The 24,156-nt window shown below is 40.3% G+C and carries 23 protein-coding genes; 13 read left to right on the top strand and 10 right to left on the bottom strand.

From position 1 onward, the window contains the following. Positions 1 to 5: 5 nt before the first annotated feature. Entirely contained in the window at positions 6 to 1,373 is a 1,368-nt protein-coding gene (locus ABWK04_01195; protein ID MEZ0360501.1) for a sigma-54 dependent transcriptional regulator, read from the bottom strand. 79 nt (positions 1,374 to 1,452) lie between these two features. Between ABWK04_01195 and ABWK04_01190 the strand changes: the two genes are divergently transcribed. Genes ABWK04_01190 through ABWK04_01180 form a run of 3 tightly spaced genes read left to right on the top strand, consistent with a single transcriptional unit; the run spans position 1,453 to position 3,655 of the window. Continuing rightward, on the top strand, positions 1,453 to 1,746 hold the full coding sequence (locus tag ABWK04_01190) for a hypothetical protein (protein MEZ0360500.1): 294 nt from the start codon (positions 1,453 to 1,455) through the stop codon (positions 1,744 to 1,746). After that, the gene (locus tag ABWK04_01185) at positions 1,743 to 2,399 is read left to right on the top strand and encodes a response regulator transcription factor (protein MEZ0360499.1); all 657 of its coding nucleotides are present in this window, start codon (positions 1,743 to 1,745) and stop codon (positions 2,397 to 2,399) included. The genes ABWK04_01190 and ABWK04_01185 overlap by 4 nt, the downstream gene beginning before the upstream one ends. Next, positions 2,396 to 3,655, top strand: coding sequence for a HAMP domain-containing sensor histidine kinase (locus tag ABWK04_01180; GenBank protein ID MEZ0360498.1), 1,260 nt, complete (start codon positions 2,396 to 2,398; stop codon positions 3,653 to 3,655). The genes ABWK04_01185 and ABWK04_01180 overlap by 4 nt, the downstream gene beginning before the upstream one ends. Before the next feature lie 14 nt (positions 3,656 to 3,669). Here ABWK04_01180 and ABWK04_01175 read toward each other — a convergent pair whose 3' ends face one another. Both ABWK04_01175 and ABWK04_01170 read right to left on the bottom strand, forming a co-directional pair. After that, entirely contained in the window at positions 3,670 to 6,051 is a 2,382-nt protein-coding gene (locus ABWK04_01175) for a hypothetical protein (protein MEZ0360497.1), read from the bottom strand. Next, a complete protein-coding gene (locus ABWK04_01170) occupies positions 6,041 to 9,094 on the bottom strand; it encodes a helicase (GenBank protein ID MEZ0360496.1) in 3,054 nt (1,017 codons plus the stop codon). Before ABWK04_01170 ends, ABWK04_01175 begins: the two co-directional genes overlap by 11 nt. A 60-nt stretch (positions 9,095 to 9,154) precedes the next feature. Here ABWK04_01170 and gnd point away from each other — a divergent pair, with 60 nt between their 5' ends. From gnd to ABWK04_01140, 6 genes are read left to right on the top strand one after another with little or no spacing between them, the layout of a single operon-like run. Further along, positions 9,155 to 10,057 (top strand): phosphogluconate dehydrogenase (NAD(+)-dependent, decarboxylating), encoded by a 903-nt coding sequence (gene gnd / locus ABWK04_01165; GenBank protein MEZ0360495.1) that lies wholly within the window; start codon positions 9,155 to 9,157, stop codon positions 10,055 to 10,057. Continuing rightward, positions 10,050 to 11,399 carry a glucose-6-phosphate dehydrogenase gene (gene zwf / locus ABWK04_01160; GenBank protein ID MEZ0360494.1) on the top strand — a complete coding sequence of 450 codons (1,350 nt, stop codon included), beginning with the start codon at positions 10,050 to 10,052 and terminating at the stop codon, positions 11,397 to 11,399. The genes gnd and zwf overlap by 8 nt, the downstream gene beginning before the upstream one ends. A 7-nt stretch (positions 11,400 to 11,406) precedes the next feature. Further along, the gene (locus tag ABWK04_01155; protein MEZ0360493.1) at positions 11,407 to 12,390 is read left to right on the top strand and encodes an ABC transporter permease; all 984 of its coding nucleotides are present in this window, start codon (positions 11,407 to 11,409) and stop codon (positions 12,388 to 12,390) included. Further along, complete coding sequence (locus tag ABWK04_01150; GenBank protein MEZ0360492.1) at positions 12,387 to 13,136, top strand: dihydroorotate dehydrogenase electron transfer subunit; 750 nt, start codon at positions 12,387 to 12,389, stop codon at positions 13,134 to 13,136. Before ABWK04_01155 ends, ABWK04_01150 begins: the two co-directional genes overlap by 4 nt. Next, positions 13,136 to 13,759 (top strand): riboflavin synthase, encoded by a 624-nt coding sequence (locus ABWK04_01145; protein ID MEZ0360491.1) that lies wholly within the window; start codon positions 13,136 to 13,138, stop codon positions 13,757 to 13,759. Before ABWK04_01150 ends, ABWK04_01145 begins: the two co-directional genes overlap by 1 nt. Before the next feature lie 17 nt (positions 13,760 to 13,776). Next, positions 13,777 to 15,000: an HDOD domain-containing protein gene (locus tag ABWK04_01140; GenBank protein ID MEZ0360490.1), complete on the top strand. Its 1,224-nt coding sequence runs from the start codon at positions 13,777 to 13,779 to the stop codon at positions 14,998 to 15,000. Here the strand turns inward: ABWK04_01140 and ccsB are convergent. From ccsB to rpsF, 5 genes are read right to left on the bottom strand one after another with little or no spacing between them, the layout of a single operon-like run. After that, a complete protein-coding gene (ccsB, locus tag ABWK04_01135; GenBank protein MEZ0360489.1) occupies positions 14,997 to 15,917 on the bottom strand; it encodes a c-type cytochrome biogenesis protein CcsB in 921 nt (306 codons plus the stop codon). The genes ABWK04_01140 and ccsB overlap by 4 nt on opposite strands. 53 nt (positions 15,918 to 15,970) lie before the next feature. After that, positions 15,971 to 16,414 carry a 50S ribosomal protein L9 gene (gene rplI / locus ABWK04_01130; GenBank protein ID MEZ0360488.1) on the bottom strand — a complete coding sequence of 148 codons (444 nt, stop codon included), beginning with the start codon at positions 16,412 to 16,414 and terminating at the stop codon, positions 15,971 to 15,973. 12 nt (positions 16,415 to 16,426) lie between these two features. Then, positions 16,427 to 16,645 carry a 30S ribosomal protein S18 gene (gene rpsR, locus ABWK04_01125; GenBank protein ID MEZ0360487.1) on the bottom strand — a complete coding sequence of 73 codons (219 nt, stop codon included), beginning with the start codon at positions 16,643 to 16,645 and terminating at the stop codon, positions 16,427 to 16,429. Between the two features lie 12 nt (positions 16,646 to 16,657). Next, positions 16,658 to 17,080 carry a single-stranded DNA-binding protein gene (ssb, locus tag ABWK04_01120; GenBank protein MEZ0360486.1) on the bottom strand — a complete coding sequence of 141 codons (423 nt, stop codon included), beginning with the start codon at positions 17,078 to 17,080 and terminating at the stop codon, positions 16,658 to 16,660. Then, positions 17,073 to 17,405: a 30S ribosomal protein S6 gene (rpsF, locus tag ABWK04_01115; protein MEZ0360485.1), complete on the bottom strand. Its 333-nt coding sequence runs from the start codon at positions 17,403 to 17,405 to the stop codon at positions 17,073 to 17,075. The genes ssb and rpsF overlap by 8 nt, the downstream gene beginning before the upstream one ends. A gap of 115 nt (positions 17,406 to 17,520) precedes the next feature. On the opposite strand from rpsF, the gene ABWK04_01110 reads away from it, so the two are divergent. Together ABWK04_01110 and ABWK04_01105 are read left to right on the top strand one after the other, a co-directional pair. Next, a complete protein-coding gene (locus tag ABWK04_01110) occupies positions 17,521 to 18,021 on the top strand; it encodes an N-acetyltransferase (GenBank protein ID MEZ0360484.1) in 501 nt (166 codons plus the stop codon). Between the two features lie 62 nt (positions 18,022 to 18,083). Next, positions 18,084 to 19,811: a bifunctional 3'-5' exonuclease/DNA polymerase gene (locus tag ABWK04_01105; protein MEZ0360483.1), complete on the top strand. Its 1,728-nt coding sequence runs from the start codon at positions 18,084 to 18,086 to the stop codon at positions 19,809 to 19,811. Here the strand turns inward: ABWK04_01105 and ABWK04_01100 are convergent, their stop codons facing one another. Further along, positions 19,812 to 21,110: a UDP-glucose/GDP-mannose dehydrogenase family protein gene (locus ABWK04_01100; GenBank protein ID MEZ0360482.1), complete on the bottom strand. Its 1,299-nt coding sequence runs from the start codon at positions 21,108 to 21,110 to the stop codon at positions 19,812 to 19,814. Further along, entirely contained in the window at positions 21,107 to 23,203 is a 2,097-nt protein-coding gene (gene rnr, locus ABWK04_01095) for a ribonuclease R (protein ID MEZ0360481.1), read from the bottom strand. The genes ABWK04_01100 and rnr overlap by 4 nt, the downstream gene beginning before the upstream one ends. Positions 23,204 to 23,239: 36 nt before the next feature. Between rnr and ABWK04_01090 the strand changes: the two genes are divergently transcribed. Beyond that, positions 23,240 to 23,980, top strand: a complete 741-nt coding sequence (locus tag ABWK04_01090) for an aminotransferase class IV (protein ID MEZ0360480.1) — start codon at positions 23,240 to 23,242, stop codon at positions 23,978 to 23,980. Further along, positions 23,977 to 24,156, top strand: a 180-nt coding sequence (locus tag ABWK04_01085; protein MEZ0360479.1) for an anthranilate synthase component I family protein, incomplete at its 3' end; no start/stop codon positions are given. The genes ABWK04_01090 and ABWK04_01085, both read left to right, overlap by 4 nt.

The following is a 24,156-nucleotide window of genomic DNA, read 5'->3' as shown; positions in this document are numbered from 1 at the left end:
GATCCTTACGGAGGGGCATCAGCCCCCTCCTTGTTTTTTATTTCTATGCTGTATTGTTTTATCTTTCTGTATAGGTTAGAAATATCCAGATTTATAACTTCTGAAACCTTTTTTAAGTCATAATTGTATTCTCTGAGCTTCCTCTCTATAAAAAGCTTTTCAAACTCTTGTTTAGCTATTTTAATATCTCTTTGAACGAAGAGTTTCTCATAGCTTTCTGGTATGTTGATACTGAGGAAAGATCTAACATCATCCGCATCTATGCGATCTTTGGTATGAAGGATCACAAGCCTCTCTATGAAGTTTTTAAGCTCACGTACATTGCCTCTCCATTCGTAACTCATAAGCAGAGCTTTTGCATCATCGGTCAAGTACATGGCAGGCTTTTTATAATCTTTGGAGAACTTTTTTAAAAAGTGTTCCGCAAGGACAATCACATCCTCTCCCCTTTCTCTGAGTGGAGGTAAACTAAGAACGAAAGCCGATATCCTGTAATATAAATCCTCTCTGAAATTACCTCTTTTTATCTCCTCACGTAGGTCTTTGTTGGATGCTGATACAAGCCTAAACTCAGAAAACACCGTCTGTGTTCCACCGAGCCTCGTAAATTGCTTATTCTCAATAACCCTAAGAAGCTTTGCCTGAGCCTTGAGGCTCATATCGCCTATCTCATCAAGGAAAAGAGTACCTCCGTGCGCAAGTTCAAGCTTACCTTGTTTTCTTGCGTATGCGGATGTAAATGCCCCTTTTTCGTACCCGAAAAGTTCAGCCTCTATAAGTTCATCGGGAAGTGAAGCACAGTTGATGTCCACAAAGGGTGCATCCCTTCGCTCAGACAGGCTATGTATCTTTCTCGCAACCAGCTCTTTGCCAGTTCCACTTTCGCCCAGTATAAGCACGTTTATGTTGGTTTTTGCTACTTTTCCTATGACCTGCTTTATTTCAAGTATGGCTTTTGATTTACCTATCAGATCATCCTCCTCCTCACTCCTGTCAGTTCTCCTTCTTAAAACTTCCTGAACTGCTCTCTCCACAGTGAGGAGTAACTTCTCTATGGAGAAGGGTTTTTCAAGAAAGTCGTACGCCCCTTCCTTTATCGCTTTAACTGCATGCTCCACCTTTCCGTGACCTGTTATGATTATTACGCTCGTATCTGGGAGGTAATTTTTTAAATAACTCAGGAAAGATATGCCGTCTCCATCAGGAAGCCACACATCAAGTAAAACAGTATGGAAATACTCAGACTGGATGAGTTTTTTTGTACCCTCTATGCTTTCAGCGGTTTTCACATAATAGCCTTCTTCCTCAAGGAGTGTTTTGAGTATCTCTCTTATGTTTTTCTCGTCATCTACAACAAGCAGTGCACCCTTCATGGTAAGATTTTACACCGTTCACCTTCCGTTCATAATGAGTATTTACATTTTAATTTAAGCTCTAACAGGAGGTAGAGAGATGAAAAAGTTAGCTATGCTTTTAATTGTCTTATCTGGTACCACACTCGCTTATCCGAAAGGCGATGGTAAGATGCGTATGTGGTGCGAACAGAACTGGGAAAAATGCAGAGAGTTTAAGCTTGAGGCTTTGAAGATAAGGGAAAAATACATTCCCAAGGAGAAGGAATGTTTGGAGAAGTCAGCTAACTTTCAGGAAATGAGAGTTTGTATGATGGATGTGAGGGAGCAGATGCGCAGAGAATTCTATGACCTTCGCAAAAGGATGCTTAAGGAGGTAAGTCCACAACCTTGAGATTACTCCTCATAGAAGATGACGTTTCACTGGCAAAGGCTCTCAAGGAAGTTCTTGAAAAGGAGGGTTATCGTGTAAGTCTTGCACTGGATGGAAGGAGGGGGTATCAGCTTTCCTTGACTGGGGAATTTGATCTCATCATACTTGACCTCCTACTTCCTTCCATGAGTGGTGATGAGGTACTAAAAGCCCTTAGGCAGTCAGGTATAAATACGCCTGTACTTATGCTTACGGTGGTTTCGGATCTTCCTAAGAAGGTTGATCTTTTTTCACTCGGAGCTGATGACTATCTTACAAAACCCTTCCATCTTGAAGAGCTTTTGGCGAGAATAAGAGCGGTTATAAGGAGAACCAAAGGTAGCGCTTCCGATGTGCTGGACTTAGGTGAGGTAAAGGTATACACAGATAAGAAGAAAGTTACCGTAAGAGAACAGGAGGTGCTTTTGACTGCAGGTGAGTTTGCAGTTCTTGAGTATCTTTGCCTGAACAGGGGCAGATACGTAAGTAGGGAAGAAATACTTGAGAGATGTTTAGGCTACAGATACGAATCGGAAAGCAACACCGTAGAGGTGCTAATTTCGAGGATAAGAAAAAAGCTCGGAATAAAAGACCTTATAAAATCTTCAAGAGGATTCGGTTACATAATAGAATGAAAAAGTCGCTGAAACTACAACTTAGCTTTCTTTTGGGCTTTTTAATCTTTTTGATCACAGTTTACCACCTACTGCTTTATATGAGCGTAAGGAAGGTGCTTCTTTCCTCAGTTGACAGACACATAATGGAAGATGCTAAAGCCTTTGAGCTTTCTTACTTTTCCGGCAAAGGTCCTGAAGATACTCACCCCAATTACGAGGTTTACACGATAAGAACGCCGAATGGTCTCATACTTGAGGGTACAGAAAATGTTTTACTTCCCTTTGATGAGAAATGGCGCTTGCCCGATGTGCGCACATTTAAGTACGGAGAAATCTTCTACAGAGTTTTGACTTATAAAAGACTGGATGGATTTTATGTTCAGTACGCGATTAACTTCACACCTGAAGCGGAATTTTTAAAAACTCTTAAGCTATCTCTTTCAATCTCATGGAGCATGCTCTCTCTGATAATCCTACTGACTTATCTTCTATTGCTCAGGTCCCTTATGACTTCCATAAAGGTCATGAGTGATGCACTTGTAAGTGGGAGATTAGATGAAAACATATATATATACGAAGAATTAAAACCCTTTTTTGAAAAAATAAGGGAAGCTCTGCTACAACTGAAAGATCTGTCTATAAGGCAGAGGAACGTGATACTGGGTCTTAGCCATTCAATAAAGACTCCCCTTTCTACAGCCATACTTATCCTTGAAGACAAAATGAGGCTTTCGGAAGATGATAAACTACGGATAATTAGGGATGAGCTTTGGAGACTTGAAAGGAACGTAAACGCTTTTTTGAGAATGTCAAAAATGGAAAATCAACAGCATCTTGCGAAGATGGAAAAGTGCGATCTTATGCCTCTGGTAAAAACTGCGGTAGAACTTTATAATGTGGAAAGTGGAAGGATAAGACTAAAAAGTACGGAAGAATCTCTCACCGTCATCTGCGACAGGGACATCCTCTTAGAGATACTTAGCATACTGATGGATAACGCACTGCTTCACAGCACAAAAGACAGTCTTATAACCATCCAGGTCAGTAAGGAAGATAAATACGCTTCGGTATGTGTTGAAAACCTCGCAGAAAGAGGTATAGATGAAGAAAAACTCTTCAAACCTTTTGAGGGCAAATACACAGGCATAGGGCTATATATAGCTCACAGACTTACACTTATCATGAACTGTAAGCTCAGGATCACACAGGCGAAGGAAGAAGAATACTTCCGTGTAAAGGTATGCGTAGACATCCCTCTCTTTGTAAATCCCTGAACCTATCTTACTTTCTATAGGTTCTCTTTGAGAGGCAGTGGAGCTATTAGGTGAAGAAGCTCATAGGTTATGGCTCTTAGAGGAAACTCATAGGTGTTGTATCCACGAGTTATCTCTACATATACACTTTTATCCTTTGACCAAAGCTCAAGCTTGCTGTAAGGTGTTTTGTGAGATTCGCTTTCATACATGGAAAGGGCAAGTACTGTAAATATAAAGAGACTTTTTCTTTCCGCATAGACCTCTTCCCTCTGCCAGCCAATGCGTTCAGTGAAGAAGACTTGAAGAGCTGTATGGTAGTAGTCTTCGTATCTTTGAGAGTTTGTAGGCTTTATAGCTATGGCGGCGGCACCCTTGTCTGTTTGAATACCAAGGGTTTCAAAGAGTTTTAGCATCTCTTGGCTGTATATCACATAACAGTCCTTATCAGCCTTCTGTGAAAAGTAGGCTGTCTTTAGCTCCTTGTAGCGTATGCGTAGCACCTTACCCTCAAGTTCAGAAGGATTCCCGAGCCTGTTTTCTAACTCTTCAAGAACAGAATCCTTCATAGCTGTAATGAAGCAAAAACGTGTGTTTTTCTTTTGAAGCTCATCTCTTATCCAGTTTTCAAGCTTTTTAGCCTCATCGCCGTAAGCACCAACCATCACAAGATACTTGTCTTCAAGCTCTACGCTTGCTTTTTTGTCTTTTACACTAATCTTATATACCTCATAAAGGATATGTCTTAAGCCTCTTTCCATAGATCGTTCACCCAATCTTGCTTTAGTGTATAGTATGGCTGGTGAAGGTTTTTCAAGTACTGCATAAACTACTGTATCTGAGGGCAAGCTAAAACCTTCAAACTCAAACTCCAGAGTTTTTGAGTCCTTATAAAGACTTATTATTATATTTTTTATAGTAGCATCTGCTTCCTTCTCTTCGCCTTCTAACAAAACCCTTAAAGATCTTTTGGTTATAGTTTGTACAGGAACACCAAAGTAGTCATACATAAAGCTAAAGTCATTCCAAAGAGCGTACTGCTCGCCATCATCAAGCTCTGTATTTAGCAAAAGCAAAATACCTTGCACCTTATTCTCTTTTTTTATTTTGCCTACAAGACCCGCAAGCCTTGTGGAGAAATGCGTGAAAGCATAAAGTAAGGAAAGGGTTTCTTTGCTTCTAACTTTTCCATTCGTTCTCCACAAATTTCCCCTTATTATATCCATTATCTTTACAGACTCCTCCCGTGAGCCTTCCTCCTTTGGCTTTGAAAAGCCAAAGAGAGCCTCAAGACTTCGCACCATACTATCTACGGTTATTTTCAATTCTCCTACAAATTTAGCATTTTCAATCTTATCCTTTAACAAATTAGCCAACTGTTGCGCATTATAGACTTTACCACCAGACTCTAAGGTTAGTCCATCTTCCGCAAAGATCAAAAGCTCCATGCGTCTGTCTGGAACACAAAACCTCCCATAAGACATAGTACCTTTGTCCTCAAGCCCTTTTCCCATAAACACACCTAAAACCTTATCTTTTTTTGATCCTTCCAGTATTTTTCTAATTACCAACTTCCAATCTTGTCTTAAACTTTTTAAAAAATCTGAAGACAAAGCCCTTCGTAAATTTTCCCTTATAAAGTCCCAGCTTAAGCCCTCCTTTTCCAAAAAGTATTCTAAGTCTTTCTTTTGTCCTTCTTCCATCTTTTGCATTATTTCGTCCCAAAGACCCTTGACTGTCTCCTCTTTTCTGAAAAAGAGACTCGCCTTTGATATGACCACTGCGTTTTCAAATCTATCAAAATCTATAGGCACAAGATAGTAAAAGAGTTTGTTAAAAGGAAACTTAAAGTAGTTATACCCAAGCCCTTCCTCTATGCACTCCACTATGTTCTTGACCTTAGTTAAGTATTCCCTAACTTCTTGATTTTGGCTTAGCTCTAACCAAAGGTATAAAACTTCCTTCCTTGCCTTCCACCTTATCTCTTCCGAAAGGTTCTCTGAATCAAAGCCCAAGAGCCTAAGAAAAACAAGTCCAGTCCTTTTTTCCATTTCATAGGAACTTTGAACCTTCAACTCAAATATGTTTACCTTTGAATCCCTTTTATACCTATCAAAACATACCCTTTTTCCACCGCTTATAAGCTTAAAGGGTTTTATCCATCTGTTTACTTCTGTCGCATAGTAGAGCGCTGTACCTTTTACTTCAAAATTTAAATCACGTAGAAAGTTTTCAAAAAGCTCCTTCGTGCCATCTTCCCTTCTGTAAATCTTATAAACCAGATTTGCCAAGCTTCTTTTGTAGCCTTCCACATTGTTGAAAAAAACACCTGCATATACAAACCTATCTGTAAATTCACCCTTGGCAAAGTAGTCAAGTTTTTCTTGCCTTTCTCTTGCTTCAAATTCAAGCCCCATATTTATCCTCCACAAGCGCTCTAATAAATTCTATAGGAAACTTGGCAAACCTTCCACTTAACACCTCTTTGTAAGGATAGTCTTCACCCAAAGGTATGCAAGCGTATCGCTTTGCGCTTCTTCCAGCATAGCATTCTGTATATATTTGCGCACCAGCACCCAAAGTCCTTGCCCCGCCTCTTCCAACCCTTGAGCTTAACTTAAACTTGACGCTTTGCCCCTCTAAAAGCATGTTTTGGACTACAGTTAAGGAGTATACAGGTAGAAGTATAGGTACTCTTTGAACTTCTACGCTGGAAGTGTTATTTAAAAAATCAACAAGCTCCTCATACCTTTCCTTGTTATGAGACTTTATCAAACTTTCAACCTTTTCTAACATCTTCTTTATTTCTTCCCTCTTTTCATTGTCCACGTTTATGTAAAGCTTTGCTCTTTCTAATAATATATAAGGATGATAGTAATTAAGATTCTCTAAGGTTTTTAAGTCCTTCGGTATATCTTCTGTATATACGCATGTAGCAGAGTAAAGTTTTTGAATTATATTAAATATAGTGCTTGCTTCCTTGCTATTTCTTTTGCTTTCCATTAGCCAAACATCGTCCAAAAAGTTTATAACAGACTCAAACTGCCTTATTCTATTAGATACATAAACGGTATTGTATTGGCTTGGCACAGGAACCAGAGCTTTTGAACCTGGGTTCGAGAGAAATTGCTCCACTATTTTTACTACTACTTTATCAAGGTCAAGCTTCTGCTTTAAATACTCCTTTTTATATATTGCTCTTATGACCTCCTCATCAACCTTTTCATTGTTATGTTTTATGCTTTCTATAACATAATCCTGCGGTTTTTGGATAAGATAGACAAGATGTAAATGTTTTTCCCTCTTTTCTGTTTGCTCATCTCCTCTTGCTCTGGATATGGCTTGTATGACCTCTACCAAGTTGTTTTCTATGCCCCAGTCCGAAATAAGTATGTATATATAATCAACAGGTTTGTGTTCCCTGCTCAAATCTATGCCTCTTGTGACTGCAGAAGTACCCAGTATAAAGTCCTGTGAACCACGAGAAATCTCTTCCTGACTTTTCTTACTACTGGCAGTTGCTATCATGCAACTGTACCCTTTTTGTTCTAACATAGAACTTAAATCCACTATAAGGTCCTTGTCTTGAATAAATACAAAAGCCGATTGCCTTTCACCTTCTTGTCGTTCTTCTAATGGCTTGCCAAAAGTTTGACAAATATAATCTACAAGCTCTTCTAATGCTTTTCCCATTCGTCTTCTAAGGTTATGCTCTCCCTTTATAAACTTCCTATACACATAAAGCTTGCTTGCTGGGTATCCGTGCTTTGCATAAAGGTAAGTGGGTATGCCTTTATACTCATACTCAAGCTCAGGCACATGCTCGCAAAGTATTAAACTTTCTGGTACCACATTATAGGCTTCGTATTCTTTTAAAATACCTAAGAGTAATTTGGGTGAGTATCCGTTGGCATCAAAAATATAGAGGTTTGCTCTTCCTCCCTTACTTTTTACATCTCTTGCAAACTCAAAGAGCTTATCTATAGCATAGAACCCATTGTTGTAGCCCAAAAACTCATCAAGTATGAAATGCAAGTGATACTGGTCAATTATCCTTTTAGATAACAGTTTTTTTAAATGTTCTGCGGTGCTTTTTTCTCCAAATTCCACAAGCGTCTGTATGGTGGCAAAGCCCCATATTTGTCTGTAACCGTCGGGCTGGCTTTTTATATCATCTATCAGGGAAGCCAACATACCCTTTTTACCACCCACGGACTCAAATCCTCTCCCTTCGTGTCTTAAAAGATCCTGCTTCTGCGCCTTTTTTTCAACTGTTATAGCCTTTATTTCCTCCTCTTCAAGCTCTTTGATCTTTTCAAACTCTCTTTCCACCAGAATCTTTCTCGTAGCCATGTAAATGACTATGTGCTTTCCATCAAGTTTTCGGATGTGCTCCCTTACCGTAGTAGTTTTACCGCTACCTGCAGAATGCAAAAGTACCAAAGCTTTGCAAGGTTCATCAATGTGCATAAATCTTTTCACACTTTCCTTTACATGACCTCTTACATCTCCTATGGGATTTACCTCAAGCTCTACGGCGTTCTCTTCAAGCTCCTTTATGGTAGCTCTATATTTTGAAATCTCTTTGCTTATTTCTTCCAAAAGCCTTCTCTTTCTTGTCTCAGAAGGGTAGTTAGCTTCCCGGTAAGGGCTTTCTCTTCTCTTTAACTCCCTGTATAGCTCTCTTATAGGCTCAAGGTATTTTCTTAGTCCCTCTCTGTTTTCTATCCTCAACCTCACATTAAAAGGCTCCTGCAAAGGATAAAGCAACTCAAGGCTCACCTCTTGGAGATCTTCAGCATTTTTCTTATCGCTTAAAAAATCCACACAATAACACAGAAGCTGTAAAAAGCCCTTTATCTCTACAAAGACTTCTTCAAGTTCATACACTTCTTCCCTTACCCTTAAAAACTTTTCAAGAAAGCCTTCGAGACTTAGCTCACCTAAAGAGACATTTACAGGATGTCCGTAGTTTATGAAGGGTATGTACTTTTCCTCCTTTCTTTGAGCTGATGCAATCAAACTTTCCATATGCCCCCTGAAACCATGTACTTTGAAATCTACCACATGGAGTGTTTTACCATCCACGAATACGAGGTCTGCATTCTCCCAAACCACCTGAGTGGACTCATCCCCAAGAGTGTATTTTTTTAAAGCTACTTCCTTGTGACTTATCCCATATAAAAGCCCTTCTTTGTAGCCCAAGGCGGAGAGGAAAAGACTTAAATTTTTGGGGTTTATATCCAAGCCCACAGGTGTAATACTTTCTAAGTCCAGATCTAAAAAAAGTGGGTACAGGGCTTGTTGCAGATCTTCGGAAGATTCTGATATTCTTTGCCTTATTTTGGAAAAGACATGCTTTTTGTAGGCTTCATAATCTTTGAGCTTATCTTTCAAAAATCCCAGCTTAAAAGTCCCCTCAAAGACGAAGCCAAGTATTATGGAAAGCTCTTCCCCCATCTTATAAATATGATAACTCTTGAGCGGTATGTATCCTGACAGAATGCTATAATTAATAGAATGAAACTCCTCGTTGTGGGACTTGGAAGGATGGGGGGAGGTATACTAAGAAGATTAAAGTCAAAAGGTTACGAGCTTGCAGGTTACGACTCAGATCCAAGAGCCAGGGAAGTTTTTAAAGATAAAGTCTTTCTTTTTGAAGATCTATCATCGCTGGAAAATTTTTTTGGAAGCCAGAGAAAAATAATATGGCTTATGGTCCCTCATCAGGTGGTGGACAAAGTACTTGAAGATCTAATTCCCCTTTTGTCTGAAGGAGATATAGTTGTTGATGGAGGAAACTCTTACTACAGAGACTCTCAAAGGAGATACACAAAACTTAAGGAAATAGGGGTTAGCTTTCTTGACGTAGGTGTAAGCGGTGGTATATATGGTGAAGAGTTTGGTTACTGTTTGATGATAGGTGGTGAACGCAAGACTTACGAGCTGTTGGAGGATCTTTTTAGGGATCTCTCATACAATGCTGAAGGATACGCATATCTGGGAGACTCAGGTGCTGGACACTTTGCCAAGATGGTACACAATGGTATAGAGTATGCTTTTATGCAAGCAATAGGTGAAGGTTTTGAACTGTTAAAAGAGAGCGAGTTTGGGTATGATCTTAAGGAAGTGGCAAGAGTATACAATACGGGTAGCGTCATAAGAAGCTGGCTGATGGAACTTACCAAAAAAGTTTTTGAAGAGTTTGGGGATCTTGAGCAGCTTGAAGCCTACGTAGAGGATACTGGAGAAGGAAGATGGACGCTCTTAGAAGCTTTGCAAAGAGCTGTACCAATGCCGGCTTTGGCGAGCGCACTCTTTATGAGGTTCAGATCAAGACAGGAGAACCCTTTCAGGGATAGGTTGCTTGCGGGACTTAGATACCAGTTTGGAAGGCACAGACTAAAGAGAAAGAATGAATAGGAAATTTTCCTTTTTCATAATTGGTGGAACTGGGGATCTATCAAGAAAAAAGCTTCTTCCGGCTCTTTACAAGCTTTACAAGGAAGGACACTTCAAAAATTTACACAAAGTTTATTCTCTGGCAAGAGAGGAAAGTAAGGAGTGGAAAGACCTTGTAGGAAGCTTTAATGAGCCTGAGAAATTCGAGAACTTCCTACACTTTGATGTGAGATCAGACAGCTCTTATCACGAGCTTGGGAAAGTTCTCCAAAGGCTCAGAGGACAAGAACTGATATTTTACTTAGCTCTCTCTCCATTCCTTTTTGAAACCACTGTAAGAAAGCTGGGAAGACTTTTAAGAACTTATACAAACCCAAGAAAGATCGTTGTGGAAAAACCCTTCGGATTTGACCTCACCTCAGCGAAGAAATTGAATCAAATACTTTACACCTACTTTGTAGAGGAAGAGATATACAGGATAGATCATTTTCTTGGAAAGGAGACGGTTCAAAATATATTCTCTTTGAGACTCTCCAACACCATATTTGAAGGGTTGTGGAACAAAAACTTCGTTGATCATGTTCAGATACTCGCTTTGGAAGATATAGGTATAGAAGGAAGGGGAGAATACTATGACAAGGTAGGTGCTGTCAGGGATATGCTCCAAAATCACATGTTACAGATGCTCTCCTTTTTGGCTATGGAACCTCCCTGCTGTATGCATCCTGAATATATAAGGGACGAGAAGGTAAAGCTTCTGAGATCCGTAAGAAGGGTGAGTGATACTGTAAAGGGGCAATACGAAGGCTACCCTTCTGAAAAGGGGGTAGGAGAAAATACAAGGACTGAAACCTTCGTAGCTATTAAGCTTTATATTGATAACCTCAGATGGCAGGATGTACCTTTTTACCTGATGACGGGGAAAAGACTATCAAAAAAACTTAGTCAGATCACAGTAGTGTTTAGGGAAATTCCGAGGAGTTTTGCAAAACTCCTTGATTGCATGCCAAAGCAAAACAAAATAGTTTTTCAAACAGCTCCAAAAAATAAGATAGCTATACATTTTGAACTCAGACCACCCGCCGGAAAGTTCATTTCATGTCCGGTAGAAACCATCATGGAATACGACATGGAAAGCTATGCAGGTACTAAACTACCGGAAGCTTACGAGACACTGATACTTGACATAGTAGAGGGTGATAGATCTCTTTTTATAAGAGGAGATGAGGTAGAGATCATGTGGGAAATAGTAGAGCCTATAATGGATGACAAAATTGAGGTATACACTTACAAGCAGGGGAGTTTGGGACCTGAAAAAGCACATAGGCTGATTGAAAAAGATGGCAAGACATGGATATTATAATTTAATTATGCTCAAAAGCTTGCCCTCTTTCCCTATTACCATAATACTTATTTTTGTGATCTTTGCTATCTTTGCAGACTTTATAGCCCCCTACCCCTACGATCTCCAAAGCAGGAGGACACCTTACCATCCTCCCACTAAGATACATATACTAAAAGATGGAAAGCTATCATTCCCTTACGTACACCTCTATGTGATGCAAGATCCCGTATTTAAGTCTTATACGGAGGACAAGCATGTATCTTGCCAGCTCATGTTTTTTACAAACACACCCTATGGTTTTAAGCTATTTGGTGTAAAAGAGCCATGTAAGATACATCTTCTTGGTGCTGATAAACTTGGAAGGGATGTATTTTCAAGACTCGTATACGGTGCGAGAGTATCTATGTTTATAGGTCTTGTGGGTGTTTTGGTAACCTTCTTCATAGGCTCTGTTGTAGGTGGCATTTCTGGATACTTAGGTGGTAAGGTGGACAACTTTATCATGCGCCTTGTTGAGGTACTTCTCGCCATACCAACCTTTTACCTCATGCTATCACTGAGAAGTGTCTTTCCCCTAACTATGGAAAGCTTTGAGGTCTTTCTAATGGTTGTATTCATAATATCCTTCATTGGATGGGCTGGTCTCGCAAGGGTGATAAGGGGTATGGTTCTATCTATCAGGGAAAAAGAGTTTGTCCAGAGTGCAAAAACTTACGGTGCAGGTACATTGAGAATTCTCAGAAAGCACATTTTACCAAACACGTATTATTATCTTGTAGTTTCTGCCACTCTCTCCTTTCCCGGTTATATACTTGGAGAATCTGCTTTGAGTTTTTTGGGGCTTGGTATACAGGAGCCTCAACCCAGCTGGGGAAACATGCTTTCAGATGCCAGAAACGTAAACCTCATATCAGCCTATCCGTGGATACTTTCACCGGGGGTTGCCATATTTTTGATAGTCATAGCTTTTAACTTACTCGGTGACGAGCTTTTGAGGAAGCACAGATGATAGATATAAAAGCTAAAGTAGTCAGAAATGTGGCACTCTCTTCAAGAACTTACATGATGGAATTGCTGGCTCCTCAGATGATACCCCTAATAAGGGCAGGACATTTCGTTATGGTAAAAGTATCAAAAACGAACGATCCCTCAGGCAGAAGGGCTTTTGCGGTAGGTGATGTGAAAGACGACAGCCTTTTTATCTTTTACGATGTGGTTGGGAAAGGAACAAGGCTTTTGAGCGATCTCCACGGAGGTGATCATGTGGAACTTTTTGGTCCTTTAGGAAAGGGTATATTCAGTCTTGAAGGAGAAAAGCACCTCCTCATAGGTGGTGGTATAGGACTTGCTGGTCTTACTCTTTTGGGAAAGGATCTTAGAAAAAGGGGCAAAAGGGTACTTTTTGTATACGGTGGGAAGGGAAAGGAACATTTAAGCATGAAGGGTTGGCTTGAAGAGGAGGGCTTTGAACACATACTTTATACGGAAGATGGTAGCTTGGGAAGGCGTGGTCTTGTTGTAGATGCTCTCAAGGAGTTTGACAGCTCATGGACCATCTCGGCGTGCGGTCCAAGGGGCATGCTTAAAGCTCTGAAGGATCTTACAGGATCGCAAAGATTATATATTTCCTTAGAATCCCGAATGGCATGCGGTTGGGGAGTGTGTCTTGGATGTGTAGTAAAGAGCAGAGAAGGACATTACGTGAGGGTGTGTTACGAAGGTCCAGTTTTTAGGGCTGACGAGGTGTGCTTGTGATGTTTACCGGACTTGTAGAAGATGTTGGGAAAGTAAAGAGTTTGAAGCTCTTACCAAAAGGAGGCGTGCTGATCATAGAAACTCTTCTTGATGATATAAAGGTGGGAGACAGCGTATCCGTAAACGGTGTTTGTCTTACAGTTACAAAGCTTGAAGATAAAGAGATATCCTTTGACCTATCACCTGAAACCTTGAAGAGAAGCAACTTAGGTATGCTTTCTGCTGGTGATCCCGTGAACTTAGAGAGGGCGGTCAAAGTAGGTGATAGGCTTGGAGGTCATATACTCGCTGGGCATATAGACTTTACCTCAAGAGTAGTATCCTTAAAAAGCCTTGGAGAACATTACGAACTTAAAATCTACGTACCGGATGCTTGGCTTGTGTATTTTGTTGAGAAAGGCTCCGTAGGTATAGATGGTATTAGCTTGACTATAAACAGCTTGGAAGAGAATCTACTACATATAAACATTATCCCTCATACTTATGAAAATACAAACCTAAAGTACAGGAAGGATGGAGATTACGTCAACGTGGAGGTGGACTTATTAGGTAAGTATGTAATAAATTACTTATATAAAAGGGAAGGGAGCAGGTTGGACAGACTTCTTGAGAAACTCTTTTGAAGGTTATAATAAATCTCATGAATGTGCTATGTAAACAGGCTATATACGACAGGAGTGGGAAAATAGCCTTTTACGAAGTTTTCATACAGGATTCATTAACAGGTAACTACCCTGAAGGATTGGATCCACTCAAGGCTACCACTATGGCTATAGATACAATAACTGAACTCAATCCCATAAGGGTTGGTAATGGGAAGATAGTGTTTGTCAATGTCCCTGCCATCTTTCTTGAAGCATCCATGTTTGATCTCCTCTCTCCTGAGTATGTAGGGATAGAACTTGTTGAAAATAAGAGGCTGTCTAACGAACTTTTTGAATCCATAAACGCCCTATTAAAGAAGGGTTTTAAGTTCTGTATAGACGATTTCGGTTTTGAGAAGATAGATTATTTACCTCTTTTAGGAAAATGCCATTATGTAAAGATAAATTTAAAGAATAGCCCTTACGATATTGAGGAATTAAAGGAAGTTATAAATATACTTAAAAATTTAAAGAAAGGTATAATAGCTAAACACATAGAAACTAAGGAAGATTATCAACTTGCACACGATCTGGGTTTCAATTTCTTTCAGGGTTTTTATCTCTCAAAACCGGTCAGAGTGAGGGATACAAGAACCATATCTTACCTTAAAGCAACCATACTGCGATTGTATAAAGCTATAAAAAACAAAGATATGAAGGGTATAGTTGACATTCTGGAGAAGGATATAGGTGCAACTTACAAGTTTTTAAAATTTTTGAACTTAGCTTATTCCCAAAAGACTAAAGACATAAGTAGGATAGATGAAGCGGTAGCGCATTTAGGGCTTGAAAACATAGCCAAGTTTACCATAGTACTTGCTCTTTCTGAAATGTTTGTAGAAGAGCATGAAATGATCTTGTGGAAGAGATCCATTTTCAGGGCGAGTTTGGCGGAAAAGTTGGCTCAGATGTACGCACCGCATGTGAAAGAAAAAGCTTATCTTGCAGGCCTTTTCTCCTTAGCTGGTGAAGCCTTAGGGCAGAAACCCGAGGATGTGGTGAAAGATCTCATGCTGGATAAAGAAATAGTTGAAGCTTTTGAAAGAAGACTTAACGAGATAGGATTCATACTTTCCTTAGTGGAGCTTCTTGAGGATAACAAAAATGAGAGGATAATAGACCGTGTCTCTAAAATAATAAATGTGGACGCAGAGGTAATAAAAAAGATTATAAGTGAAGCGGAAAGAGAATCTTCTGAACTCTTAAGCAGCATGACTTAATCGGTTGCATAACTGTGAAGTCCTGGAAAGTACAAATTTATAGCAAAGAAACATACGAGAACAGTTATAAAGCCCAAGATCACCATCCATGCTACACGTTTCCCCTTCCAGCCGAGCATCTGCCTTGCGTGAAGGTATGCTCCAAAGAAAAGCCACACGATCAAAGCCCAAACTTCCTTAGGATCCCAGCTCCAGTATCCACCCCATGCTTCGTTTGCCCAAGCTGATCCAAGTATTATAGAGGCTGTCCATACTGGGAATACAAGAATAATAGCTTTGTATGTTATTTCCTCGAGCACTTCCTGCGATGGAAGCAGTTTAGTTTCTGGAAATTTCCCTTTGATTAGATACAAAACTGCCCCCGCAAAAGCGACTGTAAAGCCCGCATAACCTACAAAGGCAGTTACCACATGAAGATAAAGCCAGTAACTCCTTAGAGCTGGCATAAGGGGAGTTATGTCCTTTGAAGCCTTGAAGATAGCAAAAGCGCTCAGAACAAACACGAGAGGTACGACAAAAGTACCGAGCATTCTTAAGGAATACTTTCTCTCTATAAAAAGGTATATTCCCCCAGCTATAAAGCTCCAAAAGGTTAGAGCCTCAAAGAGGTTGCTCCACGGTGGGTGAAAAACTCCAAGTTCATAACTCTGTATGCTTCTTCTTATCATACCTGTCAGGTTCAAAAAAAGTCCCAGGAAGAGCGTAGAAGTTGACACTTTCTCAAAAAAAGCGTTTCTGAATAAGGGATAAGACATATACATTATGGAAGATATGGCGTAAAATAGTGTGGCTGATTTATACCAGAAGATGTTATCTACACTCAAAAGGGACAAAAGAATAGCTACAAAAACTCCCGCAGATGCGATCAAGTAATTACCACCTGTCCATATACTTTTCTGATGTATTACCTGCCTCATAGTTCTGATAAGTTTAAAACATAATCCTTCTCACCGCAATATGAGATGAAACATCATGATGGTCTGATCTCCACTTTCAGTTCAACGCTCACTTGGGGATGGAGTCTGATTTGCACAGTATATATACCAACTTCCTTTATGGGATTCTTAAGAATTATGCGCCTTCTGTCTATATCAAAGCCTTTTTCCTTAAGAGCTTCTGAGATATCCGTAGCGGTAACTGAACCAAAAAGCTTGCCCTTCTCACCAACGGGTTTTGAAATTTCCAGCATAGTCCCTTCAAGAGCCTTAGCCAAAGAGAGAGCTTTCTCTTTTTCTCTTTCAAATTTTCTCATTCTCTGCTGTATTATGCTCTGAACTTGCCTGAGATTTCCCTCGGTTGCAGGCAGAGCTATACCTCTAGGAATTAGGTAGTTGTTAGCAAAGCCATCTTTTACACTTATGATATCTCCAAAGACACCATAACCTTCCAGATCTTGAATAAGTATCACCTTCATGCGCAACCTCCTTTAAGCTACGAGGTAAGGCAAGAGTGCAAGTTGTCTCGCTCTCTTTATTTCCCTTGATAATATCCTTTGATGCTTGGCACACACTCCCGTTTGCCTCCTTCCTATAATCTTTCCCCTTTCGGTCATAAACTGTTTGAGTTCTTCGTAGTTTCTGTAACTCGGATCCTTCCTTTCCTCGCAGAATTTACATGCCTTTTTTGCTGTCTTTTTTATCTCCATCTTTTACCTCCTTTAAAAGGGTATTTCATCATCCTGAGAGTTCCAGAGTTTTTCTTCCTCCCCGTGTTCATAACTGTCAGGTAGGACTTCCTCCTCTGGAGCCTCATCAAGCTTGGGTTTGTTAATTATTCTTACCGCCTCTGCGACTATCCTAACTCTGCTTTGCGCCTTTCCCTCTTTGTCCGTCCATCTGTCTTGGGTCAGCCTTCCTTCTATGACCACAGTGTAGCCTTTGGATATTTTCGTGCCAAGGTTTTCAGCCAGTTTACCGTAAGCTTTCACATCAAAAAAGTGACTCTCTTCCTTCCATTCTTCTCCTACCTTATACCTCCTGTTGTACGCTATGGAGAACTCTGTAGTCTGACTTCCCGATGGAAGATATCTTACCACCGGATCTTTGGTAAGCCTACCTATGATTAGCACCTTATTAAGCATTCTTGACCTCCTTCTCCTTTACCTGAAAGTTAAGCCACCTTATAACATCGTCATTTATCTTGTAATAGAAGTCAAGCTCATTAGGAAGCTGAGGGTTTGAAGAGGTGATGCGAAAGATAAAGTACCTGCCGTGATTAAAATTACCTATAGGATAGGCAAGTTTCTTTAAACCCCAGTCTTCCTCACGAAGTATCTCTCCGCCCTTTTTCTGAACCGTATCTCTGATCTCTTGGAGCCTTCTTTGAACCTCCTCTTCCGTAAGTGTGGGTTTGAGTATGAAGACGCTCTCATAATACCTTGTGGTCTCGTAATATCTCTTAGCCATCCTAACACCTCCTGGACTTTCTCAGGTCCCCACCTATCTGGTAGGAACGAGGTAATTTTTTTATTTTAACCCCTGTTGACAGCTTTTTCAAGTGGATTTAGATTTAGGAAAGACTATGATGGTGAGAAAGGCAGTCTTAAAGGACGCTCAGGATATTTACACCTTGATAAACGAGTACGCAAAGGAAGGCATCCTTCTGCCCAGAAGCCTAAACTCTATATATGAGAATATTAGAGATTTTTGGGTATGTGAGCGCGAAGGTGAGATTCTCGGGTGCTGTGCCCTTCACATAGTTTGGGAAGATCTCGCAGAGATAAAAAGTTTAGCTGTAAGGAAAGACGTAAGAAACAGCGGTATAGGATCTCTATTGGTGGAAAAGAGCCTTCAAGAGGCTGAAGATCTTGGCATAAAAAAGGTTTTCGTTTTAACTTACGCAACAGGCTTTTTCGGCAAGTTTAACTTTTACGAGGTAAAAAAGGAGAGTCTCCCTCACAAAGTTTGGGGTGAGTGTATAAACTGTGTAAAATTTCCGCACTGCGATGAAGTTGCAATGATATTTGAGTTTAGCACCTCCAATATAATCAAACAAGCACAGACAAAAGGTATTAGAAGCTAAGTTGATAAAACTGTAGTTCGCTAAAAAGACTGAGAGGCATAAATTTCTATTGAAGGGAGAATATGAAGTATAGCTATGTAACTTCAAGAGAGGGATTGAAAAGCGTTGAGAAACGCTTAGGTGGTGAAAGTTACATATTTTTAGATACAGAGACGGTAGGAGATAAGATCAGACTTGTACAGTTGGGTGACAGAGAAGAAGTGTTTATCATTGACCTTTTTGAGACGGTAAACTATGGGGTGGAATTTTTAAAGGACTTGCTTGGTGATAAAGGTGTGGTTGGGCATAATCTCAAGTACGACCTCAAGTTTCTTTACAGATACGGTATTGAACCTTACGCCGTTTTTGATACCATGATAGCGAGTCAACTCTTAGGAGAGATTGATAGACATTCCTTACAGAAGGTAGCTATGCACTATTTGGGAGAAGTTATGGACAAAAGCCTTCAGCTGTCCAACTGGGGAAGGACAACACTCTCAAGAGAGCAATTAGAGTATGCAGCTCTTGATGTTAAGATGGTAAAAGACCTCTTTTATGTACTGCTTGATAGATTAAATGCAACTTCCCATCAGGAAGAAACGTTAATTAAAACAAGAACATCCAAAGTATTCGGGCTTAAGAATCCAGTCGCCATAATAGAGATGGCTTTCGTACAGGAAGTTGCCAAATTGGAACTCAGCGGTATATGTGTAGACGTACAGAAATTAGAGGATCTTATAAGAGAGTATAAGAGGAAAGTCCAAAAGAGCGTTATGGACTTTATGATGCACAATAGGGTAGATCCTATGTCTCCAAAACAGCTCGGAGAGTTCCTTACTAACAAGCTGGGGCTTGTCCTTCCCAAAACTGAAAAAGGTAACATATCCACAGATGACAAGGTACTATCCCAGTTTACATATCATCCCACAGTTCAAAAAATCCTTGAAATCAGAGCTGTAAAGAAGTTACTTGATAAACTTGAAGAGATAAAGAGCTTTGTAAAAGATGATAGCGTGTATCCCGAGTTCAGACAGATAGGAGCTATAACAGGCAGGATGTCAAGCTTAAATCCTAACGTTCAAAACATACCAAAGGAACTGAGAGGTATATTCAAAGCGAGGGAAGGAAAAGTTCTCATAATATCGGATTTTTCACAGATAGAACTGAGACTTGCGAGCGAGTATGTAGGTGACGAAAGGATGATAAGGGCTTTCAGGGAAGGAAGGGATCTTCACAGATACACTGCAAGCGTGCTTTTGGGCAAAAGGGAGGAGGATGTTAGCAAAGAAGAAAGACAACTTTCCAAGGCGGTTAATTTCGGCCTCATATACGGCATATCAGCGAGGGGGCTTTCTGAGTATGCAAGGAGTTACGGTATAGACATATCAGTTGACGATGCGCAGAGGATAAGGGATAAGTTTTTTGAATACTTCAAAAGCTTTAAAGACTGGCATGAAAGAGTAAAAAGGGAACTAAAAGAGTTTGGAGAGTCAAGAGGATATACACTCTTGGGAAGGAGATACGTAGCTCACACTTTTCCAGATGCGGTGAACTATCCCATACAAGGTTCTGGAGCTGACCTTTTGAAACTTTCGGTGCTTATGTTTGATGCAGAGATAAGGAAAGAGGGGTTAAAAGCGCGAGTTGTAAATCTCGTACATGATGAGATAGTTGTTGAGTGCGAAAAAGATAAAGCTGAAGAAGTGAGGGATCTTTTAGAAAGGGCTATGAAGCATGCAGGAAAGATAATACTCAAACGAGTACCTGTTGAAGTGGAAAGCGTTACAAACGACAGATGGCTCAAAGAGTGATCACCTTCCCATACAGTAATACTCAAAGCCTACCTCTTTCATCTTTGAAGGCTCATAAATGTTTCTGCCATCTACGACGATAGGGAGTTTCAAAAGCCGTTTAACTTTGTCAAGATCAGCGTTTTTAAACTCTTCCCATTCGGTGAGTATAAGGAGAGCTTCGCAACCTTCTACCGCTTCGTACATGTCCCTTGCGTAAACGAGATTTCCACCTTCTGGAAATAACCTCTTGAAGTTATTCATAGCCTTCGGATCATACACTTGAAGTTTCGCTCCATCATTTAGAAGTGCCGATACTATCTTTATAGATGGTGCCTCCCTGATATCATCTGTATTAGGTTTAAAAGATAGTCCCCATACGGCGAGTCTTTTGTTTCGCACACTCCAAAGCACACCTTTGACTTTCTCAATAAACCTTTCTATCCTCTTAGCATTTATTTTCTCAACCTCCTTAAGAAGGGAAAAATCAACTCCATAATCCTGAGCCATCTTTATAAAAGCTTTCACATCTTTCGGAAAACAGCTCCCCCCCCAGCCTATACCCGCATTCAAGAAAGCCCTACCTATCCTTTTGTCATAACCCATACCATCAGCTACGAGCTTTACATCTGCTCCTGTTTTTTCGCACAAATCAGATACCATGTTTATAAAAGATATCTTCATAGCAAGAAAAGAATTTGATGCGTGTTTTATAAGTTCCGCAGTCGCAGGATCTGTGAATATGATAGGTGCATTTATGGGCTTGTACAGTTCCTGCATGATCTCCTTCGCTCTTTCGCTTTCAACCCCTATAACTATCCTATCAGGTTCTAAGAAATCTTTTACCGCATTTCCTTCTCTCAGAAATTCCGGATTAGAGGCCACATCAAATTCCACTTTACTTTTCATATATCTCTGAAGGGTTTTCTTCACCAGCTTATGCGTATTGACGGGAACCGTAGATTTTTCCACCAAGATCTTGTAGGACTTCATGTGTTGTGCGGTGAGTCTTGCGACTTCTTCAACTTGTGAGAGGTCTGCGGAACCATCTTCTTGCTGGGGCGTACCGACACATATGAATATGATATCGGAAAACTCAAGCCCTTCAACAAAGTCAGTTGTAAAACTTATCCTTTGGAGCTTCAGGCTCTCTTTGAGAAGCTCCTCAAGTCCCGGTTCGTATATGGGCAGTATACCCTCCTTTAATATGTTTACTTTTTCTTGCACTTTCTCTACAAGTTTTACTTCGTGTCCTAAGTGAGAGAAGCATATACCGGTGGTTAAGCCTACATATCCACCACCCACAATTGTTAACCTCATCTCTCTTCCTCCACAAGTTCAAGCTCTATCTTACCCCTCTCTTCATCAACCATCACAATCCTCACTCTGACCACATCACCCAATCTGAAAACCTTTCCTGTTCTAACCCCAACGAGCCTATGAGCTGGCTCATCGTAAATGTATTGATCATCGGTAAGCGTGCTTATACTTACAAGTCCCTCCGTAAGATACTCCTGCAGTTCTACGAAAAAACCGAAAGGAACCACACCCGTTATTATCCCTCTAAGGGTCTCGCCCAGATGTGCTTTTATAAGCCTCACTTTAAGTAAGTCTATAGCTTCCCTCTCCACATCGTCTGCGAGTCTTTCCCGCATAGAAAGATGCTGTCCAACCATCTCAAGGTAGGAAACAGTTTCCTCATAAGGCACATCCTCCCCCCTTATGGCTTTTTTGAGTAACCTGTGAACTATTATATCCGTATAGCGTCTTATAGGTGAGGTAAAGTGAGCGTAGTGTTCCAATGCGAGTCCGAAGTGTCCTACATTGTGTGGTGAGTAATAAGCTCTTTTCATGCTTCTCAAGGTTAAAAACCTCACCAAGTTTTCTTCAGGTCTACCTTCAAAATCCTCTATTATCTTTTGAAAGAATTTGGGTTCAAGAGAAAATCCCTTTATCCTGTATCCGAGACCGGAAAGTATCTCAAGTAGATTTTTTACCTTTTCCGGATCGGGCTTTTCATGCACCCTGTAAAGGCACGGATATCCCATATGATCCAGATGCATAGCCACAACCTCATTTGCCGATATCATAAAATGCTCTATGATCCTGTGGGTTACGTGTCTCTCATAAGGAACTACCGCTACAGGTTCTCCAAATTCATCCACTACAACCTCAGACTCAGGAAGGTCAAAATCAATGCTCCCCTTCTCCCAGCGCTTTTTAGCTAATATTCTGTACAGATCCTCCATAAGCCTTAAGGGTTTCACAAGGTGTGGATACTTTTCTTCAAGAGCGGGATCACCTACTATGAGCTTGAGAGCTTCGTCATAAGTGAGGCGTGCTTTGCTTCTTATCACACTCTCGTATATATCGTAGCTTAGCAGATTTCCCTTATTGTCAAAGAGCATTTCGCAGGTGAATGTAAGTCTGTCCTCATTGGGTTTTAAACTACATACATCGGAGGATAGTCTTTCCGGAAGCATGTGCAGAGCTCTATCCGGAAGGTAAAAGGTAAAACCCCTTCTTAAAGCCTCTTTATCTATATGAGAACCTTCTTTTACGAAGTAAGATACGTCAGCTATATGCACCCACAGTCTATAATGCCCTTCAGGGGTATGCTCTATAGCTACCGCATCGTCAAAATCCCTTGCCCTTTCTGGATCTATGGTAAAACACACCTGATCCCTCAGATCCCTCCTCTTTAGTTCTTTCTTTATATTCAGCTTGATCTTCTGAGCCTCTTTTAGCACTTCGTCAGGATAAGATATGGGAAGGTCGTACTTCCTAACGAGTAAGTCTATTATCAGAACCTTCTCTTCGGGATGTCCTATCACCTCTTTTACGTATCCTTTTGCAGGAGTACCATCTTTGGGATACTCTTTTATGCGAACCACAACTATGGTATCTCTTTTTAGGTTTTCACACTCTTCTTTACTCAGCTGTATTTTCTGATGAGGGCTTTCGTAAAGAGGTACACCATAGCAGGTCTTACCCTTTATTATCTTGCAAATTATTTCCTTTTTGCCCCTTTTTAATACCTTGATTATCCTGATCTCTTTTTTCCCCTTAAACTCAACTATCCTCGCCTTTACCACATCACCCCCAAAAACTTTGACCATCTCAAAAGGTGGTATATATATATCCTTTTTACCCTCACCTATCTGAAGGAATCCAAATCCAGCCGGATAAGGGATCACTGTACCGGTGACTATTTCCTCTTCAGTGAGTTTATATCTTCCCCTTTCTACAGTTATTTTGTTGGCTTTTTTTAGTGACTTTAGGAGTTTTTTAAGCAGTTTCCTGTCTTCTCTTCCAAGCCCAAGCTCTTTGAGTATCTGTTCAAAGTGCAAGGGTTTTTGGGATTTTTTTAGCAGATCAAGAACCTCATTCTCTGTTATGTGATCTTGTGCCATTTTAGAAGAGAATTATATAATAAAACAGAAACCTCTATGGTCAACAGGAGCTTTTTCTACGGTGAGGGTCTTTTTGAGACTATACTGTACATGGGAAGGACCAAAAAGCTCATGCGTCATTACGAGAGACTCTCAAAGAGCGCAAGATACTTTAGCATACCTTGCCCTGATTTTGAAACCTTCTTCCGAAAGATAGAGGCAAAAGTTAAAGGCAGAAAGAACGCGTATGTGAAGGTATGTCTCGCATCTTATGGTGGACCAAGACACTACGAGCTTCCATCAAAGGGGGAACTGAAGATTTTCGTATACAAATACAAACCTGTATATGATCCCGCACATATTTGTATATCGCGCATAGTAAGACACTCTTCGGATCCAATTATCAGGCACAAAACCCTCAACTATCTCTTGAACCTGATAGTAAAGAGGGATGCCATACAAAGGGGTTATTACGATGGTTTAATACTGAATGAGGGCGGTTACATAACCGAATGCTCTTCGGCTAATATCATACTCGTAAAAAAGGATACATTCTATACACCTCACAGGGAATCCGGTCTCCTTTTTGGTACTACACTTCAAACCATTATGGATAAAGTCAAAGTGGAGGAAGTACCCTTAAGACTTGATGACGTATTCGGGGCTGATCATATCTTTTTAACCAACAGCTTGATAGGTATTTTACCCGTTAGAAAGCTGGAAGATAGGGATTTCCTTATAAATTGGGACCTTGCCTTATATCTCAAAAAGCTAATTGAGGAAGAAAACGTGGAATGAGACTTTATATATGTGGCAAATGGATAGGGAAAGGGGGTATCTATGAAGCACGCATAAAAAGTGTGAGTTTTATGGAGGATATAAAGGGACTTTCCTTGAGGGACTTTCCCTATTTCCTTTTAGTGTCTTATCATGTAGCAAGTCAAACATTGAAGCTTCCCATAAAGAGTTCTTTG

Origin of the sequence: Hydrogenobacter sp. (assembly GCA_041287335.1) — a bacterium.
GTDB lineage: Bacteria > Aquificota > Aquificia > Aquificales > Aquificaceae > Hydrogenobacter.
The sequence above is the reverse complement of the archived record's forward strand: the minus strand, read 5'-3'. Positions and strand labels throughout refer to the sequence as shown.